Annotated in this window: 15 protein-coding genes; all 15 read right to left on the reverse strand. The window is 67.9% G+C overall.

All coding sequences use genetic code 11. The features are described from left to right. Positions 1-27: 27 nt before the first annotated feature. Positions 28-1,116 carry a histidinol-phosphate transaminase gene (gene hisC, locus IE209_RS06065; protein WP_189686069.1) on the reverse strand — a complete coding sequence of 363 codons (1,089 nt, stop codon included), beginning with the start codon at positions 1,114-1,116 and terminating at the stop codon, positions 28-30. Further along, positions 1,113-2,432: a histidinol dehydrogenase gene (gene hisD / locus IE209_RS06070; protein WP_189686070.1), complete on the reverse strand. Its 1,320-nt coding sequence runs from the start codon at positions 2,430-2,432 to the stop codon at positions 1,113-1,115. The genes hisC and hisD overlap by 4 nt, the downstream gene beginning before the upstream one ends. Beyond that, complete coding sequence (gene hisG, locus IE209_RS06075) at positions 2,429-3,085, reverse strand: ATP phosphoribosyltransferase (protein ID WP_189686071.1); 657 nt, start codon at positions 3,083-3,085, stop codon at positions 2,429-2,431. Before hisG ends, hisD begins: the two co-directional genes overlap by 4 nt. Beyond that, on the reverse strand, positions 3,082-4,362 hold the full coding sequence (murA, locus tag IE209_RS06080) for a UDP-N-acetylglucosamine 1-carboxyvinyltransferase (RefSeq protein WP_189686072.1): 1,281 nt from the start codon (positions 4,360-4,362) through the stop codon (positions 3,082-3,084). Before murA ends, hisG begins: the two co-directional genes overlap by 4 nt. Positions 4,363-4,418: 56 nt before the next feature. Then, positions 4,419-4,670: a BolA family protein gene (locus tag IE209_RS06085; protein WP_189686073.1), complete on the reverse strand. Its 252-nt coding sequence runs from the start codon at positions 4,668-4,670 to the stop codon at positions 4,419-4,421. 10 nt (positions 4,671-4,680) lie between these two features. Further along, on the reverse strand, positions 4,681-5,436 hold the full coding sequence (locus tag IE209_RS06090; RefSeq protein WP_145549004.1) for an ABC transporter permease: 756 nt from the start codon (positions 5,434-5,436) through the stop codon (positions 4,681-4,683). Then, positions 5,436-6,368: an ABC transporter ATP-binding protein gene (locus IE209_RS06095; RefSeq protein ID WP_189686074.1), complete on the reverse strand. Its 933-nt coding sequence runs from the start codon at positions 6,366-6,368 to the stop codon at positions 5,436-5,438. The genes IE209_RS06090 and IE209_RS06095 overlap by 1 nt, the downstream gene beginning before the upstream one ends. Positions 6,369-6,647: 279 nt before the next feature. After that, entirely contained in the window at positions 6,648-6,917 is a 270-nt protein-coding gene (locus IE209_RS06100) for an STAS domain-containing protein (protein ID WP_145549006.1), read from the reverse strand. Next, positions 6,917-7,558 carry an MlaC/ttg2D family ABC transporter substrate-binding protein gene (locus IE209_RS06105; protein WP_189686075.1) on the reverse strand — a complete coding sequence of 214 codons (642 nt, stop codon included), beginning with the start codon at positions 7,556-7,558 and terminating at the stop codon, positions 6,917-6,919. Before IE209_RS06105 ends, IE209_RS06100 begins: the two co-directional genes overlap by 1 nt. 117 nt (positions 7,559-7,675) lie before the next feature. Then, on the reverse strand, positions 7,676-8,413 hold the full coding sequence (locus IE209_RS06110; RefSeq protein ID WP_189686076.1) for an MlaA family lipoprotein: 738 nt from the start codon (positions 8,411-8,413) through the stop codon (positions 7,676-7,678). Positions 8,414-8,426: 13 nt separating this feature from the next. Continuing rightward, positions 8,427-8,909 (reverse strand): outer membrane lipid asymmetry maintenance protein MlaD, encoded by a 483-nt coding sequence (gene mlaD / locus IE209_RS06115; RefSeq protein ID WP_189686077.1) that lies wholly within the window; start codon positions 8,907-8,909, stop codon positions 8,427-8,429. 28 nt (positions 8,910-8,937) lie between these two features. After that, a complete protein-coding gene (mlaE, locus tag IE209_RS06120; protein ID WP_189686078.1) occupies positions 8,938-9,720 on the reverse strand; it encodes a lipid asymmetry maintenance ABC transporter permease subunit MlaE in 783 nt (260 codons plus the stop codon). Beyond that, positions 9,717-10,559, reverse strand: coding sequence for an ABC transporter ATP-binding protein (locus IE209_RS06125; RefSeq protein WP_189686079.1), 843 nt, complete (start codon positions 10,557-10,559; stop codon positions 9,717-9,719). The genes mlaE and IE209_RS06125 overlap by 4 nt, the downstream gene beginning before the upstream one ends. Before the next feature lie 77 nt (positions 10,560-10,636). Next, entirely contained in the window at positions 10,637-12,103 is a 1,467-nt protein-coding gene (locus IE209_RS06130) for a glutamate synthase subunit beta (RefSeq protein WP_189686080.1), read from the reverse strand. Between the two features lie 29 nt (positions 12,104-12,132). Then, positions 12,133-16,872: a glutamate synthase-related protein gene (locus tag IE209_RS06135; protein WP_189686081.1), complete on the reverse strand. Its 4,740-nt coding sequence runs from the start codon at positions 16,870-16,872 to the stop codon at positions 12,133-12,135. Positions 16,873-16,989: the final 117 nt, after the last annotated feature.

The raw sequence follows: 16,989 nt of genomic DNA on the forward strand, positions 1-16,989 counted from the left end.
GCGCGGTGGGGGTGGGGACTAGGCTGCTCATAAGGACTGCTGCAGGGCCCGCAGCATCTGGGCGTTGTCGTCGGCGCTGCCGACCGTCAGGCGCAGGCAGTTGGCCAGCAAGGGATGCATTCTAGAAACGTTCTTCACGAGCACGCCGCGGGCCTTCATGCCGTCGAACACGGCCTGGGCAGCGCCCTCCCCGCCCGGCACGCGCACGAGCACCATGTTGGCATCGCTTCTCCAGACCTGCAGGCCCAAGGCGCGCAGCGCCGGCAGCAAGGCATCGCGCTGTGTCCGCAGATCGGCGGCCTGGGCGTCGAACACCTCGGCATGCTCGAGCGCGAACAGCGCGCACTCGGCGTTGAGCACGCTGATGTTGTAGGGCGGGCGCACCTTGTCGATCTCGGCGATCAACGCGGCCGGGGCCATCATGTAGCCCAGGCGCACGCCGGCCAGGCCGAACTTGCTCAGCGTGCGCATCAGCAGCACATGGCCGTGCCGCGCCACGCGGTCAATGTAGGAGCGGCTCGCGAAAGGCTGGTAGGCCTCGTCCATGACCACGAGGCCTGGTGCGGCGGCGACGATGCGCTCGATCACCGCGTCGTCCCACAAGTTGGCGGTGGGGTTGTTCGGGTAGGCCAGGAAGACGATGGCGGGCTGGTGCTCTTCGATCGCGGCCAGCATGGCGGCCTCGTCGAGTTCGAAGTCGGCCGTGAGCGGCACGCCGACGAAATCCAGGCCCTGCAGCTGCGCGCTCATGGCGTACATCACGAAGCCGGGCACCGGCGCGAGGATGGTCGCGCCGGGCCGGTCGCAGGCCATCGCCAGCAGCGAGATCAGCTCGTCCGAGCCGTTGCCCAGCATGAGACCGAAGCCCTCGGGCATCTGCGCATGGCGGGCCAAGGCCTGGCGCAGGTCCTCGAGGCGGCTGCCCGGATAGCGGTTGAGCTCCACCGCGCCGAGGCGCGCGCCCAGTTGGGCCTGCAGCGCCTCGGGCAGCCGGTACGGGTTCTCCATCGCGTCCATCTTGAGCAGGCCGCTGGCGTCCTGCACGGCGTAGGCGTGCATGGACTGCACGTCCTGGCGGATGAGCCTGGCGAGTCGGGGGTCGAGGGGGGCGGTCATGGTTTCAAGCGCAGTTCGGCAGCGCGCGCATGGGCCTGCAGGCCTTCGCCATGGGCCAGCACGGAGGCAATGGGGCCCAGCACCTGGGCGCCCGCGGCGCTGACCTCGATCAGGCTGCTGCGCTTTTGGAAGTCGTAGACACCCAGCGGGCTGGAGAAGCGCGCCGTGCCAGAGGTCGGCAACACGTGGTTGGGGCCGGCGCAGTAGTCGCCCAGGCTCTCGCTGGTGTAGGCGCCCAGGAAGATCGCGCCGGCATGCTTGAGCAGCGGCTCCCAGCGGTGCGGCTCGCTGCTGCTGACCTCCAGGTGCTCGGGCGCGATGCGGTTGCTGATGGCGCAGGCCTCCTGCATGTCGCGCGTGTGGATCAGCGCGCCGCGGCCGTTCAAGCTCGCGGCGATGATCTCGGCGCGCGGCATGGCGGGCAGCAGGCGGTCGATCGCCTCCTGAACGGCGTCGATGTAGGCGGCATCCGGGCACAGCAGGATGCTCTGGGCCAGCTCGTCGTGCTCGGCCTGGCTGAACAGGTCCATCGCCACCCAGTCGGGCGGCGTGCTGCCGTCGGCCAGCACCAGGATCTCGCTGGGGCCGGCGATCATGTCGATGCCCACCGTCCCGAACACGCGCCGCTTGGCGGCGGCCACATAGGCGTTGCCGGGGCCGGTGATCTTGTCCACGGCCGGCACGGTGGCGGTGCCGTAGGCCAGCGCGGCCACGGCCTGGGCGCCGCCGACCGTGAAGGCGCGCGTGACGCCGGCGACATGGGCCGCGGCCAGCACCAGCATGTTCTTCTCGCCGCGCGGCGTCGGCACGACCATGATGATCTCGCCCACGCCGGCCACATGGGCCGGGATCGCGTTCATGAGCACGCTGGAGGGGTAGGCGGCCTTGCCGCCCGGCACGTAGATGCCCACGCGGTCCAACGGCGTGACCTTCTGGCCCAGCAGCGTGCCGTCGGCATCGCGGTAGCTCCAGCTTTCGCCGCTGGCCTTCTTCTGGGCCTCGTGGTACGTGCGCACACGTTGCGCGGCGGCCTGCAGGGCCTCGCGCTGGGCGGCAGGCAGGCCGTCGAAGGCCGCCTTCAACTCCCCGGGCTGCAGCGTGAGCGCCTGCAGGTCGGGCGCGTCCAGGCCGTCGAATCGGCGCGTGTACTCCAGCACGGCCGCATCGCCACGCTGCTGCACGTCGGCCAGGATCTCGGCCACGCGCTGCTCGATGGCGGCATCGGTGTCGGCCGACCAGTGCAGGCGCGCCTTGAACTGGGCCTCGAAGTCGGCCTCGGTGGTGGCCAGGCGCAGCGGGCGGGCGGCGGATGTCATGCCACGCTCCCGGCGGATGCGCGCACGGCGGCAGCGAAGCCGTCGATGATTCCGCGCAGCGGGCCCTGCTTGCGCTTGAGCGCGGCCTGGTTCACGACCAGGCGCGAGCTGATGTCCATGATGCGCTCGACCTCGACGAGGCCGTTGGCGCGCAGCGTGTTGCCGGTGGAAACCAGGTCGACGATGGCGTCGGCCAGGCCCGTCAGCGGCGCCAGCTCCATGCTGCCGTAGAGCTTGATCAGGTCCACGTGCACACCCTTGGTGGCGAAGAAGTCGCGCGCGATGCCCACGTACTTGGTGGCCACGCGCAGGCGCGAGCCCTGGCGCACGGCCGAGGCGTAGTCGAAGTCCTTGCGCACGGCCACGCTGATGCGGCAGCGTGCGATGTCCAGGTCCAGCGGCTGGTACAGGCCCTGGCCGCCGTGCTCGATGAGCGTGTCGCGGCCCGTGATGCCCAGGTCGGCGCCGCCGTACTCGACATAGGTCGGCACGTCGGTGGCGCGCACCAGCACCACGCGCAGCTCCGGCTGGTTGGTCGCGAGAATCAGCTTGCGCGAGGTCTCGGGGTCTTCCAGCACCTCGATGCCGGCCGCGCGCAGCAACGGCAGCGTCTCGTCGAAGATGCGTCCCTTGGACAAGGCCAACGTGATCATGCTTTCACCCGTTCGATGTCGGCGCCGATGCCGCGCAGCTTGGTTTCCATGCGGTCGTAGCCGCGGTCCAGGTGGTAGACGCGGTCGACCAGGGTCTCTCCGTCGGCCACCAGGCCGGCGATGACCAGGCTGGCCGAGGCGCGCAGGTCGGTCGCCATCACCGTGGCGCCCGACAGGCGCGGCGCACCCTCGATCAGCGCGACCTTGCCGTCGATCTGGATGCGCGCACCCAGGCGCATCAGCTCGTTCACGTGCATGAAGCGGTTCTCGAAGATGGTCTCCGTGACCTTGCTCGCGCCCTGCGAGATGCAGTTCAGCGCCATGAACTGGGCCTGCATGTCGGTCGGAAAGCCCGGGTACTCGGTGGTGCGGAAATTCTGCGCGCGCAGAAACTCGTAGGCCGGCGCATCGGCCTGCACGCGCACACCGCCCTCCACCGCCTGCACGCGGGCGCCCGCGTCGCGCAGCTTTTCGATCACGGCGTCCAGGTGGTCGGCGCGTGCGCCCTGCAGCAGCACGTCGCCGCCCGTGGCGGCCACGGCGCACAGGAAGGTGCCGGCCTCGATGCGGTCGGCCACCACGGCGTGCTTGCAGCCGTGCAGGCGCTCCACGCCCTCGATCACGATGCGGCGCGTGCCGTGGCCGTGGATGCGCGCGCCCATGGCGATCAGCATCTCGGCGAGGTCGGGGATCTCGGGCTCCTGGGCGGCGTTCTCGAGCACGGTCTCGCCTTCGGCCAGCGCGGCGGCCATCAGGAAGTTCTCGGTGCCGGTCACGGTGACCATGTCGGTCGTGATGTGGGCGCCGCGCAGGCGGGTGCGGCCCTCCGGCAGCCTGGCGACCATGTAGCCGTGCTCGACCACGATCTGCGCGCCCATGGCCTGCAGGCCCTTGATGTGCTGGTCCACCGGCCGCGAGCCGATCGCGCAGCCGCCCGGCAACGACACCGTGGCATGGCCGAAGCGCGCCAGCAGCGGGCCCAGCGCGAGCACCGAGGCACGCATGGTCTTGACCAGCTCGTAGGGCGCCTCTGGCTTGGACAGAGCGCGCGCATTGACGGCTACGCGGCCGTCCTCGTGCTGCTCGACCGCCACGCCCATGTTGCGGATCAGCTTGAGCATGGTGGCCACGTCCTGCAGGTGCGGGACGTTGGACAGCTCGACCGTGTCCTCGGTCAGCAGGGCGGCGCACAGCTCGGGCAGGGCCGCGTTCTTCGCGCCGGAAATGCGCACCTCGCCGCTCAGGCGGCGGCCGCCGCGAATCAACAGTTTGTCCATCAGAAGCCGATCAGGAAATCAGGCCCGCGCGAGAGGCCGCGGGCGGAAGGAAGCGCTCAGTGCTGGGGCCGGCCCTGCGCCGCCCATTCGTCGGGCGTCAGGGTCTTCATCGACAGCGCATGCACTTCGTCGTTGCGTATTTTCTCACCCAGCGTCGCATAGACCATCTGGTGCCGCTGGATCGGACGCTTGCCCGCGAACGCGGTGGAGACGATGGTGGCGTACCAATGCCGGCCGTCGCCCTGCACGTGCAGATGCTCGCAGGCCAGGCCGGCGGCGATCAGGGAGCGGAGTTGGTCGGCAGTCATGGTGGGCGGTCTAGTTTCGGATCTTGTAGCCGGTGCGCAGCAGGTGCACCGCGATCGCGCTCACGACGACGAGCGCCGTGCCCACGATGGCCAGGCTGGTCCAGGGCGAGATGTCGGACAGGCCGAAGAAGCCGTAGCGGAAGCCGTCGATCATGTAGAAGAACGGGTTCAGGTGGCTCACGGTCTGCCAGAAGCTGGGCAGCGAGTGGATGGAATAGAACACGCCCGACAGAAAGGTCATGGGCATGATCAGGAAGTTCTGGAACGCCGCCATCTGGTCGAACTTCTCCGCCCACAGGCCGGCGATCACGCCCAGCGCACCGAGCAGCGCGGCACCCAGCACGGCGAACACGAGGATCCACAGCGGCGCGACCATGTGCACGCCCGTGAAGCCCACCGTGACCAGGAACACGCCGAAGCCCACGAGCACGCCGCGCACCACGGACGAGCCCACGTAGGCCACGAACCAGCTCCAGTGCGACAGCGGCGTCAGCAGCACGAACACCAGGCTGCCCATGATCTTGCTCTGGATCAGCGAGGACGAGCTGTTGGCGAAGGCGTTCTGCAGCACGCTCATCATCACGAGGCCGGGCACCAGGAAGGCGGTGTAGCCGATGGTGTCGTAGACCTTGACCTTGTCCTCCAGCACATGGCCGAAGATCAAGAGGTAGAGCACGGCCGTGAGCACGGGCGCAGCCACTGTCTGGAAGCCGACCTTCCAGAAGCGCAGCACTTCCTTGTAGAACAGGGTCTGCCAGCCGCTCATCAGGCCACCAATGCCTCGGGGTTGCGTTCGGCGGCCATGACCTGCAGGAACACGTCCTCCAGGTCGGCCTTGCGGATTTCCACATCTTCCACCGTGAGGCCGGCCTGGCGCACGGCCGCCAGGTACTGCTCGATCTCGAGCGCGCCCTGGGCCGGCAACTGCACGATGCGGCCGGTCACGCGCGCGCTGCGCGCCAGCGCGGGCGGCAGTTCGCCGTCGACCTTGAAGCGCAGCACGTTGCTGGAGGCCGACTTGAGCAGCTCGCTGGTCTCGGCCAGCGCCACCATGCGCCCCTGCTTGAGCATGCCGATGCGCGTGCACAGCGCCTCGGCCTCTTCGAGGTAGTGGGTGGTCAACAGGACGGTGTGGCCCTGCTTGTTGAGCCGGGCGATGAACTGCCACAGCGTCTGGCGCAGCTCCACGTCCACGCCGGCCGTGGGCTCGTCCAGCACGATCACGGGCGGGCGGTGCACCAAGGCCTGGGCCACGAGCACGCGCCGCTTCATGCCGCCGGACAGCTGGCGCATGTTGGATTTGGCCTTGTCGGCCAGGCCCAGGCTTTCGAGCAGCTCGTCGATCCAGGCCTCGTTGTTGCGCACGCCGAAGTAGCCGGACTGGATGCGCAGCGCCTCGCGCACGTTGAAGAAGGGGTCGAACACCAGCTCCTGGGGCACCACGCCGAGCTTGCGGCGTGCTTGCGCGAAATCGCCCTGCACGTCGTGCCCGTGCACGGTGACGCGGCCGCTGCTGGCGCGCGAGAGGCCCGCGAGGATGCTGATCAGCGAGGTCTTGCCGGCGCCGTTCGGCCCCAGCAGGCCGAAGAACTCGCCCTCGCCGATGTCGAAGCTGACACCGTCGAGCGCACGGAAGGGGGAAGTGCCGCTGCGACCTGCATAGGTCTTGCTGACGGACTGGAACGAGATGGCGGGCATGGGGAGCCCGGCATTCTAAAGGGGACGGGTTTTTGCTGCTGGCGGCGGGGAAGGCTCAGAACGTGTGAACGAACCGATCGCGCCCACGACGGGGTGCGGCGGGCCGCAGGCGTAGGCGCGGGCCGCAGCCCGGGCTCGTGCCCGGGCAAGGACCGCAACGCCCGCATGCGGCCTGGCGCGCCCCGGCCCGAAGGGCGAGGCCCCAAGCGCAACGAACATGATGGAAACGGCTGCTCATCAGGGGCCTCGCGTGGGTGTGAGCGGTTCGTTCACACGTTCTCAGACCGCGGCGGGCAGCAGCAGGTCCACACCGTAGAGCTTGGCCAGGGCGCGCAGCCGCTCGGGCAGCGCGCGCACCGTGAAGCCGCGGCCCTGGCTCATGCTCTCGCGCCGGCACTGCAACAGCACGGCCAGCGCGGAGGAATCGAAGCGCTGCAACGCGCTGGCATCCACCAGCACCGGCCCGGTCTGCGAGGCCAGCCCCTGCAGCAGCATGTGCAAGGAGGCCGAGGCCTCCGCATGCGTCAGCGCGGCCGGCAACACCAGCATCAGCCGGCCTTCTTGTCGTTGGACTTGTTGCGCTGGGCGAGCGCCGCGATCAGGCCGTCCAGGCCCTTGGCATTGATCTCCTGCGAGAACTGGCTGCGGTAGGTCTCCACGAGCCAGATGCCCATCACGTTGAGGTTGTAGATCTTCCAGCCGGCGCCCTCGCCCGGCGTCTTCTCGAGCCGGTAGTCCAGCTGCACAGGGTCGCCGCGGCCACGCACCTCGGAGCGCACCACGACTTCCTTGTCCTCGGCCGCCGCGCGCAGCGGGCGCACCGAGATCTCCTGGTCGCTGACCTGGGCCAGCGCGCCCGAGTAGGTGCGCACCAGCAGCACCTTGAACTCGTCCTGCAGCTTCTGCTTCTGCGCCTCCGTGGCCTGGCGCCAGGCCGGGCCGACCGCCGAAGCCGTCATGCGCTGGAAGTTCACGTTGGGCATGATCTTGGAATCGACCAGCGCGATGATCTTGCCGACATCGCCGGCCTGGATGGACTTGTCGGCCTTGATGGCGCCCAGCACCTCGGTCGACAGGCGCGTGATCATGGCGTCGGGTGCTTCGTCGGCGGCCAGGGCCAGGCTCGACCAGCCCTGCGCCAGCACCAGGCTGGCGACGCCGGCCCAGCGGCCCAGTTGTCTGCGGTTCATCATTTCGCTCTCTCCAACAGGGCACGCAGCCCGTGTGTACGCATGGGATCTTGGAAACCGCCGGCCGCGTCCAGGTTCCGCAGCGGCCAGGCGGGGTGCAACAGAATGTGCAGGCGCCTACTTTGCCGGGGCGGGGGCCGGGCGCGCCTCCGGATCTTCGGCATTGCCGTCGTAGTCCGACTGACCGCGCAGCTGCAGGTAGATGTCGCGCGTGAAGCTGTACTTGTCGAGCGCCGCTTCTTCCAGCACGTTGCTGGCGCGCAGCAGTTGCGCCCGCGTGTCGACGATCCGCAGCGCGTACAGGCCATAGCGCGCGCCATGGTCGTCCAGGTGCGAGACCGGGTTGCCCCAGGTATCGACCGGCAGCGCCGCCGTGTCGCGGATGGTCGAGGGACCCAGCAGCGGCAGCACCAGGTAGGGCCCGGTCGGCACACCCCAGCGGCCCAGGGTCTTGCCGAAGTCCTCGCGGTGGCGCGGAATGTCGGCATCGCTGGCGATGTCGATCAGGCCGCCGAGGCCGAACACGGTGTTCACCTGCACACGGAAGAAGCTCTCGACCGCGGCCTGACCGCGCAGCTGCAACAGCGCGTTCACGGCGGTCCAGGCGTCGGCCAGGTTGTTGAAGAAGTTGCGCACGCCGGTGCGCACCGGGCTGGGCAGCGTGTCGTTGTAGGCCTGGGCCACGGGCTTGAGCACGGCCCGGTCCACGCCTTCGTTGAAGCTGTAGATGCTGCGGTTGAAAGGCTCCAGCGGATCGCGCGGGTCGGCATTGGGGCCGGTGGCGCAACCGCCGAGCAAGGCCAGAGCCAGCACCCCGGCGACGGCGCTGCGGGATCGGACGACAGAGAACTTCATGGCGTATTGACCTTCATTTTTTCGCAGCAGGCGCCGCCGGCGTGTCTGCTGCCTTGTTGTAGAGGAATTGGCCGATCAAGTTCTCCAGCACCACGGCGGACTGGGTGGTGGTCACGGTGTCGCCGGGGGCGAGATTCTTGTCATCGGCACCGGCCTCGATGCCGATGTACTGCTCGCCGAGCAGGCCGCTGGTCAGGATCTTGAGCGAGCTGTCCTTGGGAAAAGTGTAGCGACTCTGCATCGCGAGCGTCACGCGCGCCTGAAAGCTCTTGTCATCAAATTCGATGGCGTCGACGCGGCCCACGACCACGCCCGCGCTCTTGACCGCCGCCTTGGGCTTCAAACCGCCGATGTTGTCGAACTTGGCGGCGATCTGGTAGGTGGACGCCAGGTTGAGGCTGGTCAGGTTGGCCGCCCGCAGCGCGAGAAACAAGATGGCGGCCGCGCCCAGCAGCACGAACAAGCCCACCCACACATCCGTCTTGGAACGTTGCATCGATCGATCCTAGAGACCCGCCGGGTCTTCAAATATTGAACATCACGGCCGTCAGCACGAAGTCCAGCGCCAGCACGGCCAGCGAGGACACGACGACGGTACGCGTGGTCGCGCGCGACACGCCCTCGGGCGTGGGCTGGGCGCGCCAGCCCTGCAGCAGCGCGACGAAGGTCACCGTGAAGCCGAACACGATGCTCTTGAGCACGCCGTTGCCCACATCGGCCAACCAGTCCGTGCCGCCCTGCATCTGGCTCCAGAACGCACCCGCGTCCACGCCGATCATGACCACGCCGACCAGCCAGCCTCCGATGATGCCGACGGCAGAGAACAGCGCGGCCAGCAGGGGCATGGCGATCACGCCCCCCCAGAAGCGCGGTGCCAACACCCGGCTGACCGGGTCCACGGCCATCATCTCCATCGCGGTCAGTTGCTCGCCGGCCTTCATGAGGCCGATGCCGGCCGTCAGCGAGGTGCCGGCGCGGCCCGCGAACAGCAGCGCCGTGACCACCGGGCCCAGTTCGCGCACCAGACTCAGGGCCACCAGCAGGCCCAGCGCCTCGGACGAGCCATAGCGCTGCAAGGTGTAGTAGCCCTGCAGGCTCAGCACGAAGCCCACGAACAGGCCCGAGACCATGATGATGGCCAGCGAGTAATTGCCCAGGAAGTGGATCTGGTCGCGCACCAGGCCGAAGCGGCGCAGGCAGGCGCCACCCAGGCCGACCAGGCGCACGAACAGGCGCGCGGCCTGGCCCAGGTCGGCCAGAGCCGTGCGCGCCGCGAAACCGATGTCGGCGGGCTTGTACCAGCTCATTTGCGCACCGCGACGGAAGGCCCGTGCGTGGGACCGAAGTCCTGGTCGATGCCAGGGCCGGGGTAATGGAAATGCACAGGGCCCTCGGCCTCGGCGTGGACGAACTGGTGCACCAGCGGATCGGTGCTGGCGCGCACCTGCTCGGGCGTGCCCTGCGCGGCAATCCTGCCGTTGGCCAGCACGATGACCTGGTCGGCGATCGCGAAGGTTTCGTCCAGATCGTGCGAGACGACGATGCTGGTCAGGCCCATGGCATCGTTGAGCTGGCGGATCAGGCGCGCGGCCGTGCCCAGCGAGATCGGGTCCAGGCCAGCGAAGGGCTCGTCGTACATCACGAGTTCGGGGTCGAGCACGATGGCGCGCGCCAGCGCCACGCGGCGCGCCATGCCGCCCGAGACCTCGCTGGGCATCAGGTCGCGGGCGCCGCGCAGTCCCACGGCATTGAGCTTCATGAGCACGATGTCGCGCACCAGCGCGTCGGACAGGTCGGTGTGCTCGCGCAGCGGAAAGGCCACGTTCTCGAACACGTCCAGGTCGGTGAACAGCGCACCGAACTGGAACAGCATGCCCATGCGGCGGCGGATCGCGTACAGGCCGGCGGGGTCCAGCGCCGCCACGTCCTGGCCGTCGAACAGCACCTGGCCCTGCTGCGGCCGGATCTGTCCGCCGATCAGGCGCAGCACCGTGGTCTTGCCGCCGCCGGAGGCACCCATCAAGGCCGTGACCTTGCCACGCGGAATGGTCAGCGAAACGCCATCCAGGATCGGACGCTCTCCGTAGGAAAAGGAGAGATCCTTGAGTTCGATGAGGGGGTCGGGAAAAGGCAGAACGGCGTCCATCGACAGGAAGGCCGGGAGGACCCCGGCCGCTGGCGATGATAAAGGAAGCCGATGAAAACCGAATTAACGGAGCCCCCTCAGCGCGGCAGGTCCGAGAAGCCCATCAGGAACTCGTCCACCGCGCGCGCGGCCTGGCGGCCCTCGCGGATCGCCCAGACCACCAGCGACTGGCCACGGCGCATGTCGCCGGCCGCGAAGACCTTGGGCACGTTGGTGGTGTAGCCACCGTCGAACTCGGTCGTGGCCTTGGCGTTGCCGCGGGCGTCCTTGTCCACGCCGAAGGATTCCAGCACCGAGGCGACCGGGTTCACGAAGCCCATGGCCAGCAGCACGAGGTCGGCCTTCATGACCACCTCGGTGCCCGGGATCTCCACGAGCTTGCCGTCCTTGAACTCCACGCGCACGGTTTTGAGGCCCGTGACCTTGCCCTTCTCGCCGATGAACTCCTTGGTCGAGATCGCGAACTCGCGCTCGCAGCCCTCTTCGTGGCTGGAGCTGGTGCGCAGCTTGATCGGCCAGTAGGGCCAGGTCAGCGGGCGGTTCTCTTCCTCGGGCGGGCGCGGCATCACCTCGAACTGCACCACGCTGGCCGCGCCATGGCGGTTGCTCGTGCCCACGCAGTCGCTGCCGGTGTCGCCACCGCCGATCACGATGACGTGCTTGCCGTCCGCACGCAGCTGGCCCTTGAGCTTGTCGCCCGCGTTGACCTTGTTCTGCTGGGGCAGGAACTCCATCGCGAAATGGATGCCGTCCAGGTCGCGGCCCGGCACCGGCAGGTCGCGCGACTGCTCGGCGCCGCCGGTCAGCAGCACGGCATCGAATTCCTTGAGCAGCTCTTCGGACGCAACCGTGTTCTTGGCCCAGTTCGTGACCTTGGAGTCCTTGGGCCAGTTACCCACGACCGTGCCGGTCTTGATGGTCACGCCCTCGGCCTTGAGCTGCTCGACGCGGCGGTCGATGTGCGACTTTTCCATCTTGAAGTCGGGGATGCCGTAGCGCAGCAGGCCACCCACGCGGTCGTTCTTCTCGAACAGCGTGACGTCGTGGCCGGCACGGGCCAGTTGCTGCGACGCGGCCAGGCCGGCCGGGCCGGAGCCGACCACGGCGACCTTCTTGCCCGTCTTGTGCTTGGCCGGACGCGGCGTGACCCAGCCCTCTTCCCAGGCCTTGTCGATGATGGCGTGCTCGATCGACTTGATGCCGACGGCGTCGTCGTTCACGTTGAGCACGCAGGCGGCCTCGCAGGGCGCCGGGCAGATGCGGCCCGTGAACTCGGGGAAGTTGTTCGTGGAGTCCAGCACCGCGAACGCGTTCTGCCAGTCCTGGCGGTACACCAGGTCGTTGAAGTCCGGAATGATGTTGTTGACCGGGCAGCCGTTGTTGCAGAACGGCGTGCCGCAGTCCATGCAGCGCGCGCCCTGGACCTTGGCCTGCTCGGGCGTGAGCGCGACCACGAATTCCTTGTAGTGCTTCAGGCGCTCCTCGACGGGCTTGTAGCCCTCCTCGATGCGCTCATGCTCCATGAAGCCGGTGATCTTTCCCATCGTGTTCTACCTCGTTGTTCTGGCTGCGTTCAGACCTTGGCCGGCTGGCGCACGGCGTGCGGTTCCAGGCCGACATGGGCGTTGTTGCCGCTGCTGGCGAGCTCGACCTTGCGGTCGTGGATTTCGCCCAGCGCACGCTTGTATTCGTTCGGGAACACCTTCACGAACTTGCCGCGTGCCGTCGCCCAGTCGTCCAGCAGCTCGCGCGCGCGCTTGCTGCCGGTCCAGCGGTGGTGGTCTTCCAGCAGCTTGCGCAGGATGGCCTCGTCGGTCTGGCCGTTGTGCCAGTGGCCGCGCTTGATGGTGGCGGTCTGCTCGGCCGTGCTCAGCACCTTCTCCAGCGTGACCATGGATTGGTTGCAGCGGCTGGCGAACTGGCCGTCCTCATCGAAGACGTAGGCCACGCCGCCGCTCATGCCGGCGGCGAAGTTGCGGCCGGTCTTGCCCAGCACCGCGACGGTGCCGCCCGTCATGTATTCGCAGCCATGGTCGCCCGTGCCTTCCACGACGGCCGTGGCGCCCGACAGGCGCACGGCGAAGCGTTCGCCGGCCACGCCGCAGAAGTAGGCCTCGCCCGTGGTCGCGCCGTACATCACGGTGTTGCCCACGATGATGTTGCGCACGGCCTCGCCGCGGAAGTCCAGGCTGGGGCGCACCACCACGCGGCCGCCCGACAGGCCCTTGCCCGTGTAGTCGTTGGCCTCGCCGATCAGGTACAGCGTGATGCCCTTGGCCAGGAAGGCGCCGAAGGACTGGCCGCCCGTGCCTTCGAACTGGATGTGGATGGTGTCGTCCGGCAGGCCTTCGGGGTGCACGCGCGTGACGGCGCCCGAGAGCTTGGCGCCCACGGTGCGGTTCACGTTGCGGGCCACCTCGATGAAGCGCACCTTCTCGCCCTTCTCGATGGCGTCCTTGGCCTTCTCGATCAGGCGCGTGTCCAGGTTGTGCTCCAGGCCGTGCTCCTGGTTCTCCACGTGGTAGCGCGCCACGTCGGCCGGCACCTCGGGCTGGGCGAACAGGCGCGAGAAGTCCAGACCCCGCGCCTTCCAGTGGGCGATGCCCTTCTTCATGTCCAGCAGGTCGGCGCGGCCGATCAGCTCGTCGAACTTGCGGATGCCCAACTGCGCCATGATCTGGCGCACTTCCTCGGCGACGAAGAAGAAGTAGTTCACCACGTGCTCTGGCTTGCCCGAGAACTTCTTGCGCAGCACTGGATCCTGCGTGGCCACGCCCACCGGGCAGGTGTTCAGGTGGCACTTGCGCATCATGATGCAGCCCTCGACCACCAGCGGTGCGGTGGCGAAGCCGAACTCGTCGGCGCCCAGCAGCGCACCGATGGCGACGTCGCGGCCGGTCTTCATCTGGCCGTCGGCCTGCACGCGCACGCGGCCGCGCAGGCGGTTCAGCACCAGGGTCTGCTGGGTCTCGGCCAGGCCGATCTCCCAGGGGCTGCCGGCATGCTTGATGGAGGACCAGGGCGAGGCGCCCGTGCCGCCGTCGTGGCCCGCGATCACGATGTGGTCGCTCTTGCACTTGGTCACGCCCGCGGCGATGGTGCCCACGCCCACTTCCGACACCAGCTTGGTGCTGATGGAGGCGTGCGGCGCCACGTTCTTCAGGTCGTGGATCAGCTGGGCCAGGTCCTCGATCGAGTAGATGTCGTGGTGCGGCGGCGGCGAGATCAGGCCCACGCCGGGCACGGCGTAGCGCTGCTTGCCGATGTACTCGGTGACCTTGCCGCCGGGCAGCTGGCCGCCTTCGCCGGGCTTGGCACCCTGGGCCATCTTGATCTGGATCTGGTCGGAGGACGAGAGGTACTCCGCCGTCACACCGAAGCGGCCCGAGGCCACCTGCTTGATGCGCGAGCGCAGCGAGTCACCATCCTTGAGCGGCAGATCGACCTCGACCTCCTTGGCGCCGATGATGCTCTTGAGCGTGTCGCCGGTCTTGATCGGGATGCCCTTGAGTTCGTTGCGGTAGCGCGCCGGATCCTCGCCGCCCTCGCCCGTGTTGCTCTTGCCGCCGATGCGGTTCATGGCCACGGCCAGCGTCGCATGGGCCTCGGTGGAGATGGAGCCCAGCGACATCGCGCCGGTGGCGAAGCGCTTCACGATCTCGGAGGCCGGCTCCACCTCGTCCACGGGAATCGCCTTGGACGGGTCGATCTTGAACTCGAACAGGCCGCGCAGCGTCATGTGGCGCCGGCTCTGGTCGTTGATGATCTGGGCGTACTCCTTGTACGTGTTCCAGCTGTTGGCGCGCGTGCTGTGCTGCAGCTTGGCGATCGCGTCGGGCGACCACATGTGCTCCTCGCCGCGCGTGCGCCAGGCGTATTCGCCGCCGGCGTCCAGCATGCTGGCCAGCACCGGGTCGTCGCCGAAGGCGGCGGCGTGCATGCGCAGCGCCTCCTCGGCGATCTCGAACACGCCGATGCCTTCCACGCGGCTGGCGGTGCCGCTGAAGTACTTGTCGACCGTGCTGTTGTTCAGGCCGATGACCTCGAACAGCTGCGCGCCGCAGTAGGACATGTAGGTCGACACGCCCATCTTGGACATGATCTTGGACAGGCCCTTGCCGATCGCCTTGACGTAGTTGTAGACGGCCTTTTCGGCCGACAGCGCGCCGGGCAGGTCGGCGTGCATGGCCGCCAGCGTCTCCATCGCCAGGTAGGGGTGGATGGCTTCGGCGCCGTAGCCGGCCAGCACGCCGAAGTGGTGCACTTCACGCGCGCTGCCCGTCTCCACGACCAGGCCGGCCGTGGTGCGCAGGCCCTCGCGCACCAGGTGCTGGTGGATCGCGCTGGAGGCCAGCAGGGCCGGAATCGCGACCTGGGTCGCGCTCACCGCGCGGTCGGACACGATCAGGATGTTGGCGCCGCCCTTGATCGCGTCGACGGCTTCGGCGCACAGCGAGGCCAGCTTGGCCTCCACGCCCTCGCGGCCCCAGGCCGCGGGGTAGGTGATATCCAGCGTGGCCGAGCGGAACTTGCCCTGGGTGATGCGCTCGATGTCGCGCAGCTTGGCCATGTCGGCGAAGTCCAGGATGGGCTGGCTGACCTCCAGCCGCATCGGTGGGTTGACCTGGTTGATGTCCAGCAGGTTGGGCTTGGGCCCGATGAAGCTGTTCAGCGACATCACGATGGCCTCGCGGATCGGGTCGATCGGCGGGTTCGTGACCTGCGCGAACATCTGGCGGAAGTAGTTGTAGAGCAGCTTGTTCTTGGAGGACAGCACGGCCAGCGGGCTGTCGTTGCCCATGGAGCCGATGCCCTCCTCGCCGGCCTGGGCCATGGGGCTCATCAGGAACTTGATGTCTTCCTGCGTGTAGCCGAAGGCCTGCTGGCGGTCCAGCAGCGAAACGGCGCTGTCAGGCGGGTTGCCGGAGGTTTCCGACAGGTCGTCCAGCTTGATGCGCAGGTTCTCGATCCATTGTTTGTAAGGCTTGGTGTTGACGACGAGGGACTTGAGCTCCTCGTCCTCGATCATGCGGCCCTGCTCCAGGTCGATCAGGAACATCTTGCCCGGCTGCAGGCGCCACTTCTTGATGATCTTGTGCTCGGGAATGGGCAGCACGCCGGACTCGGACGCCATGATGACCATGTCGTCGTCGGTCTGGATGTAGCGCGAGGGGCGCAGGCCGTTGCGGTCCAGCGTGGCGCCGATCTGGCGGCCGTCGGTGAACACGATGGAGGCCGGGCCGTCCCAGGGCTCCATCATCGCGGCGTGGTATTCGTAGAACGCGCGGCGGCGTTCGTCCATCTTCTCGTGCTGCTCCCAGGGCTCGGGGATCATCATCATGACGGCCTGGGCGATCGGGTAACCGGCCATGGTCATGAGTTCGAGGCAGTTGTCGAAGGTGGCCGTGTCGGACTGGCCGGCGAAGCTGATCGGATACAGCTTGGCCAGGTCGGCCGCCAGCACGGGTGAGGACATCACACCCTCGCGCGCCAGCATCCAGTTGTAGTTGCCGCGCACCGTGTTGATCTCGCCGTTGTGGGCGACATAGCGGTACGGGTGGGCCAGCGGCCACTTGGGGAAGGTGTTGGTGGAAAAACGCTGGTGCACCAGGCCGATGGCCGAGACGCAGCGCTCGTCGGCCAGGTCGTAGTAGTACACGCCCACCTGGTCGGCCAGCAGCAGGCCCTTGTAGACCACGGTGCGGCTGGACATGGAGGGAACGTAGTACTCCTTGGAGTGCTTCAGTTCCAGGTTCTGGATGTTGGCGCTGGCGGTCTTGCGGATCACGTACAGCTTGCGCTCCAGCGCGTCCTGCACGATCACGTCGTTGCCGCGGCCGATGAAGACCTGGCGCAGGATGGGCTCGGTCTTGCGCACGGCCGGGGACATGGGCATGTCCTTGTTGACCGGCACGTCGCGCCAGCCCAGCAGCACCTGGCCTTCGGCCTTGATGGCGCGCTCCAGCTCCTGTTCGCAGGCCATGCGCGAGGCGTGTTCCTTGGGCAGAAAGATCATGCCCACGCCGTACTCGCCGGCCGGCGGCAGCGTGACGCCCTGCTTGGCCATCTCCTCCCGGTAGAGCGCGTCCGGGATCTGGATCAGGATGCCGGCACCATCGCCCATGAGCTTGTCGGCACCCACGGCGCCGCGGTGGTCGATGTTTTCCAGGATCTTGAGCGCCTGGGTCACGATGTCGTGCCGCTTCTCGCCCTTGATGTGGGCCACGAAGCCCAGGCCGCAGGCGTCGTGCTCGTGTGCGGCGGAATACAGGCCGTGCTGGGCCAGGTGTTGGATTTCTGCATCCGTGGTCATCGACGCACTCCTTCGGGTTTTCACTCAATCGCGGGGGAAGCGGAGCATAGTGCGTTGCAACAAGGATGCCAAGCAGAATAAATGGGGTCAGATACCGTTTAAAACTTGAGTTTTTCC

The sequence above is a fragment of the Pseudorhodoferax aquiterrae genome (assembly GCF_014652235.1).
GTDB lineage: Bacteria > Pseudomonadota > Gammaproteobacteria > Burkholderiales > Burkholderiaceae_C > Pseudorhodoferax > Pseudorhodoferax aquiterrae.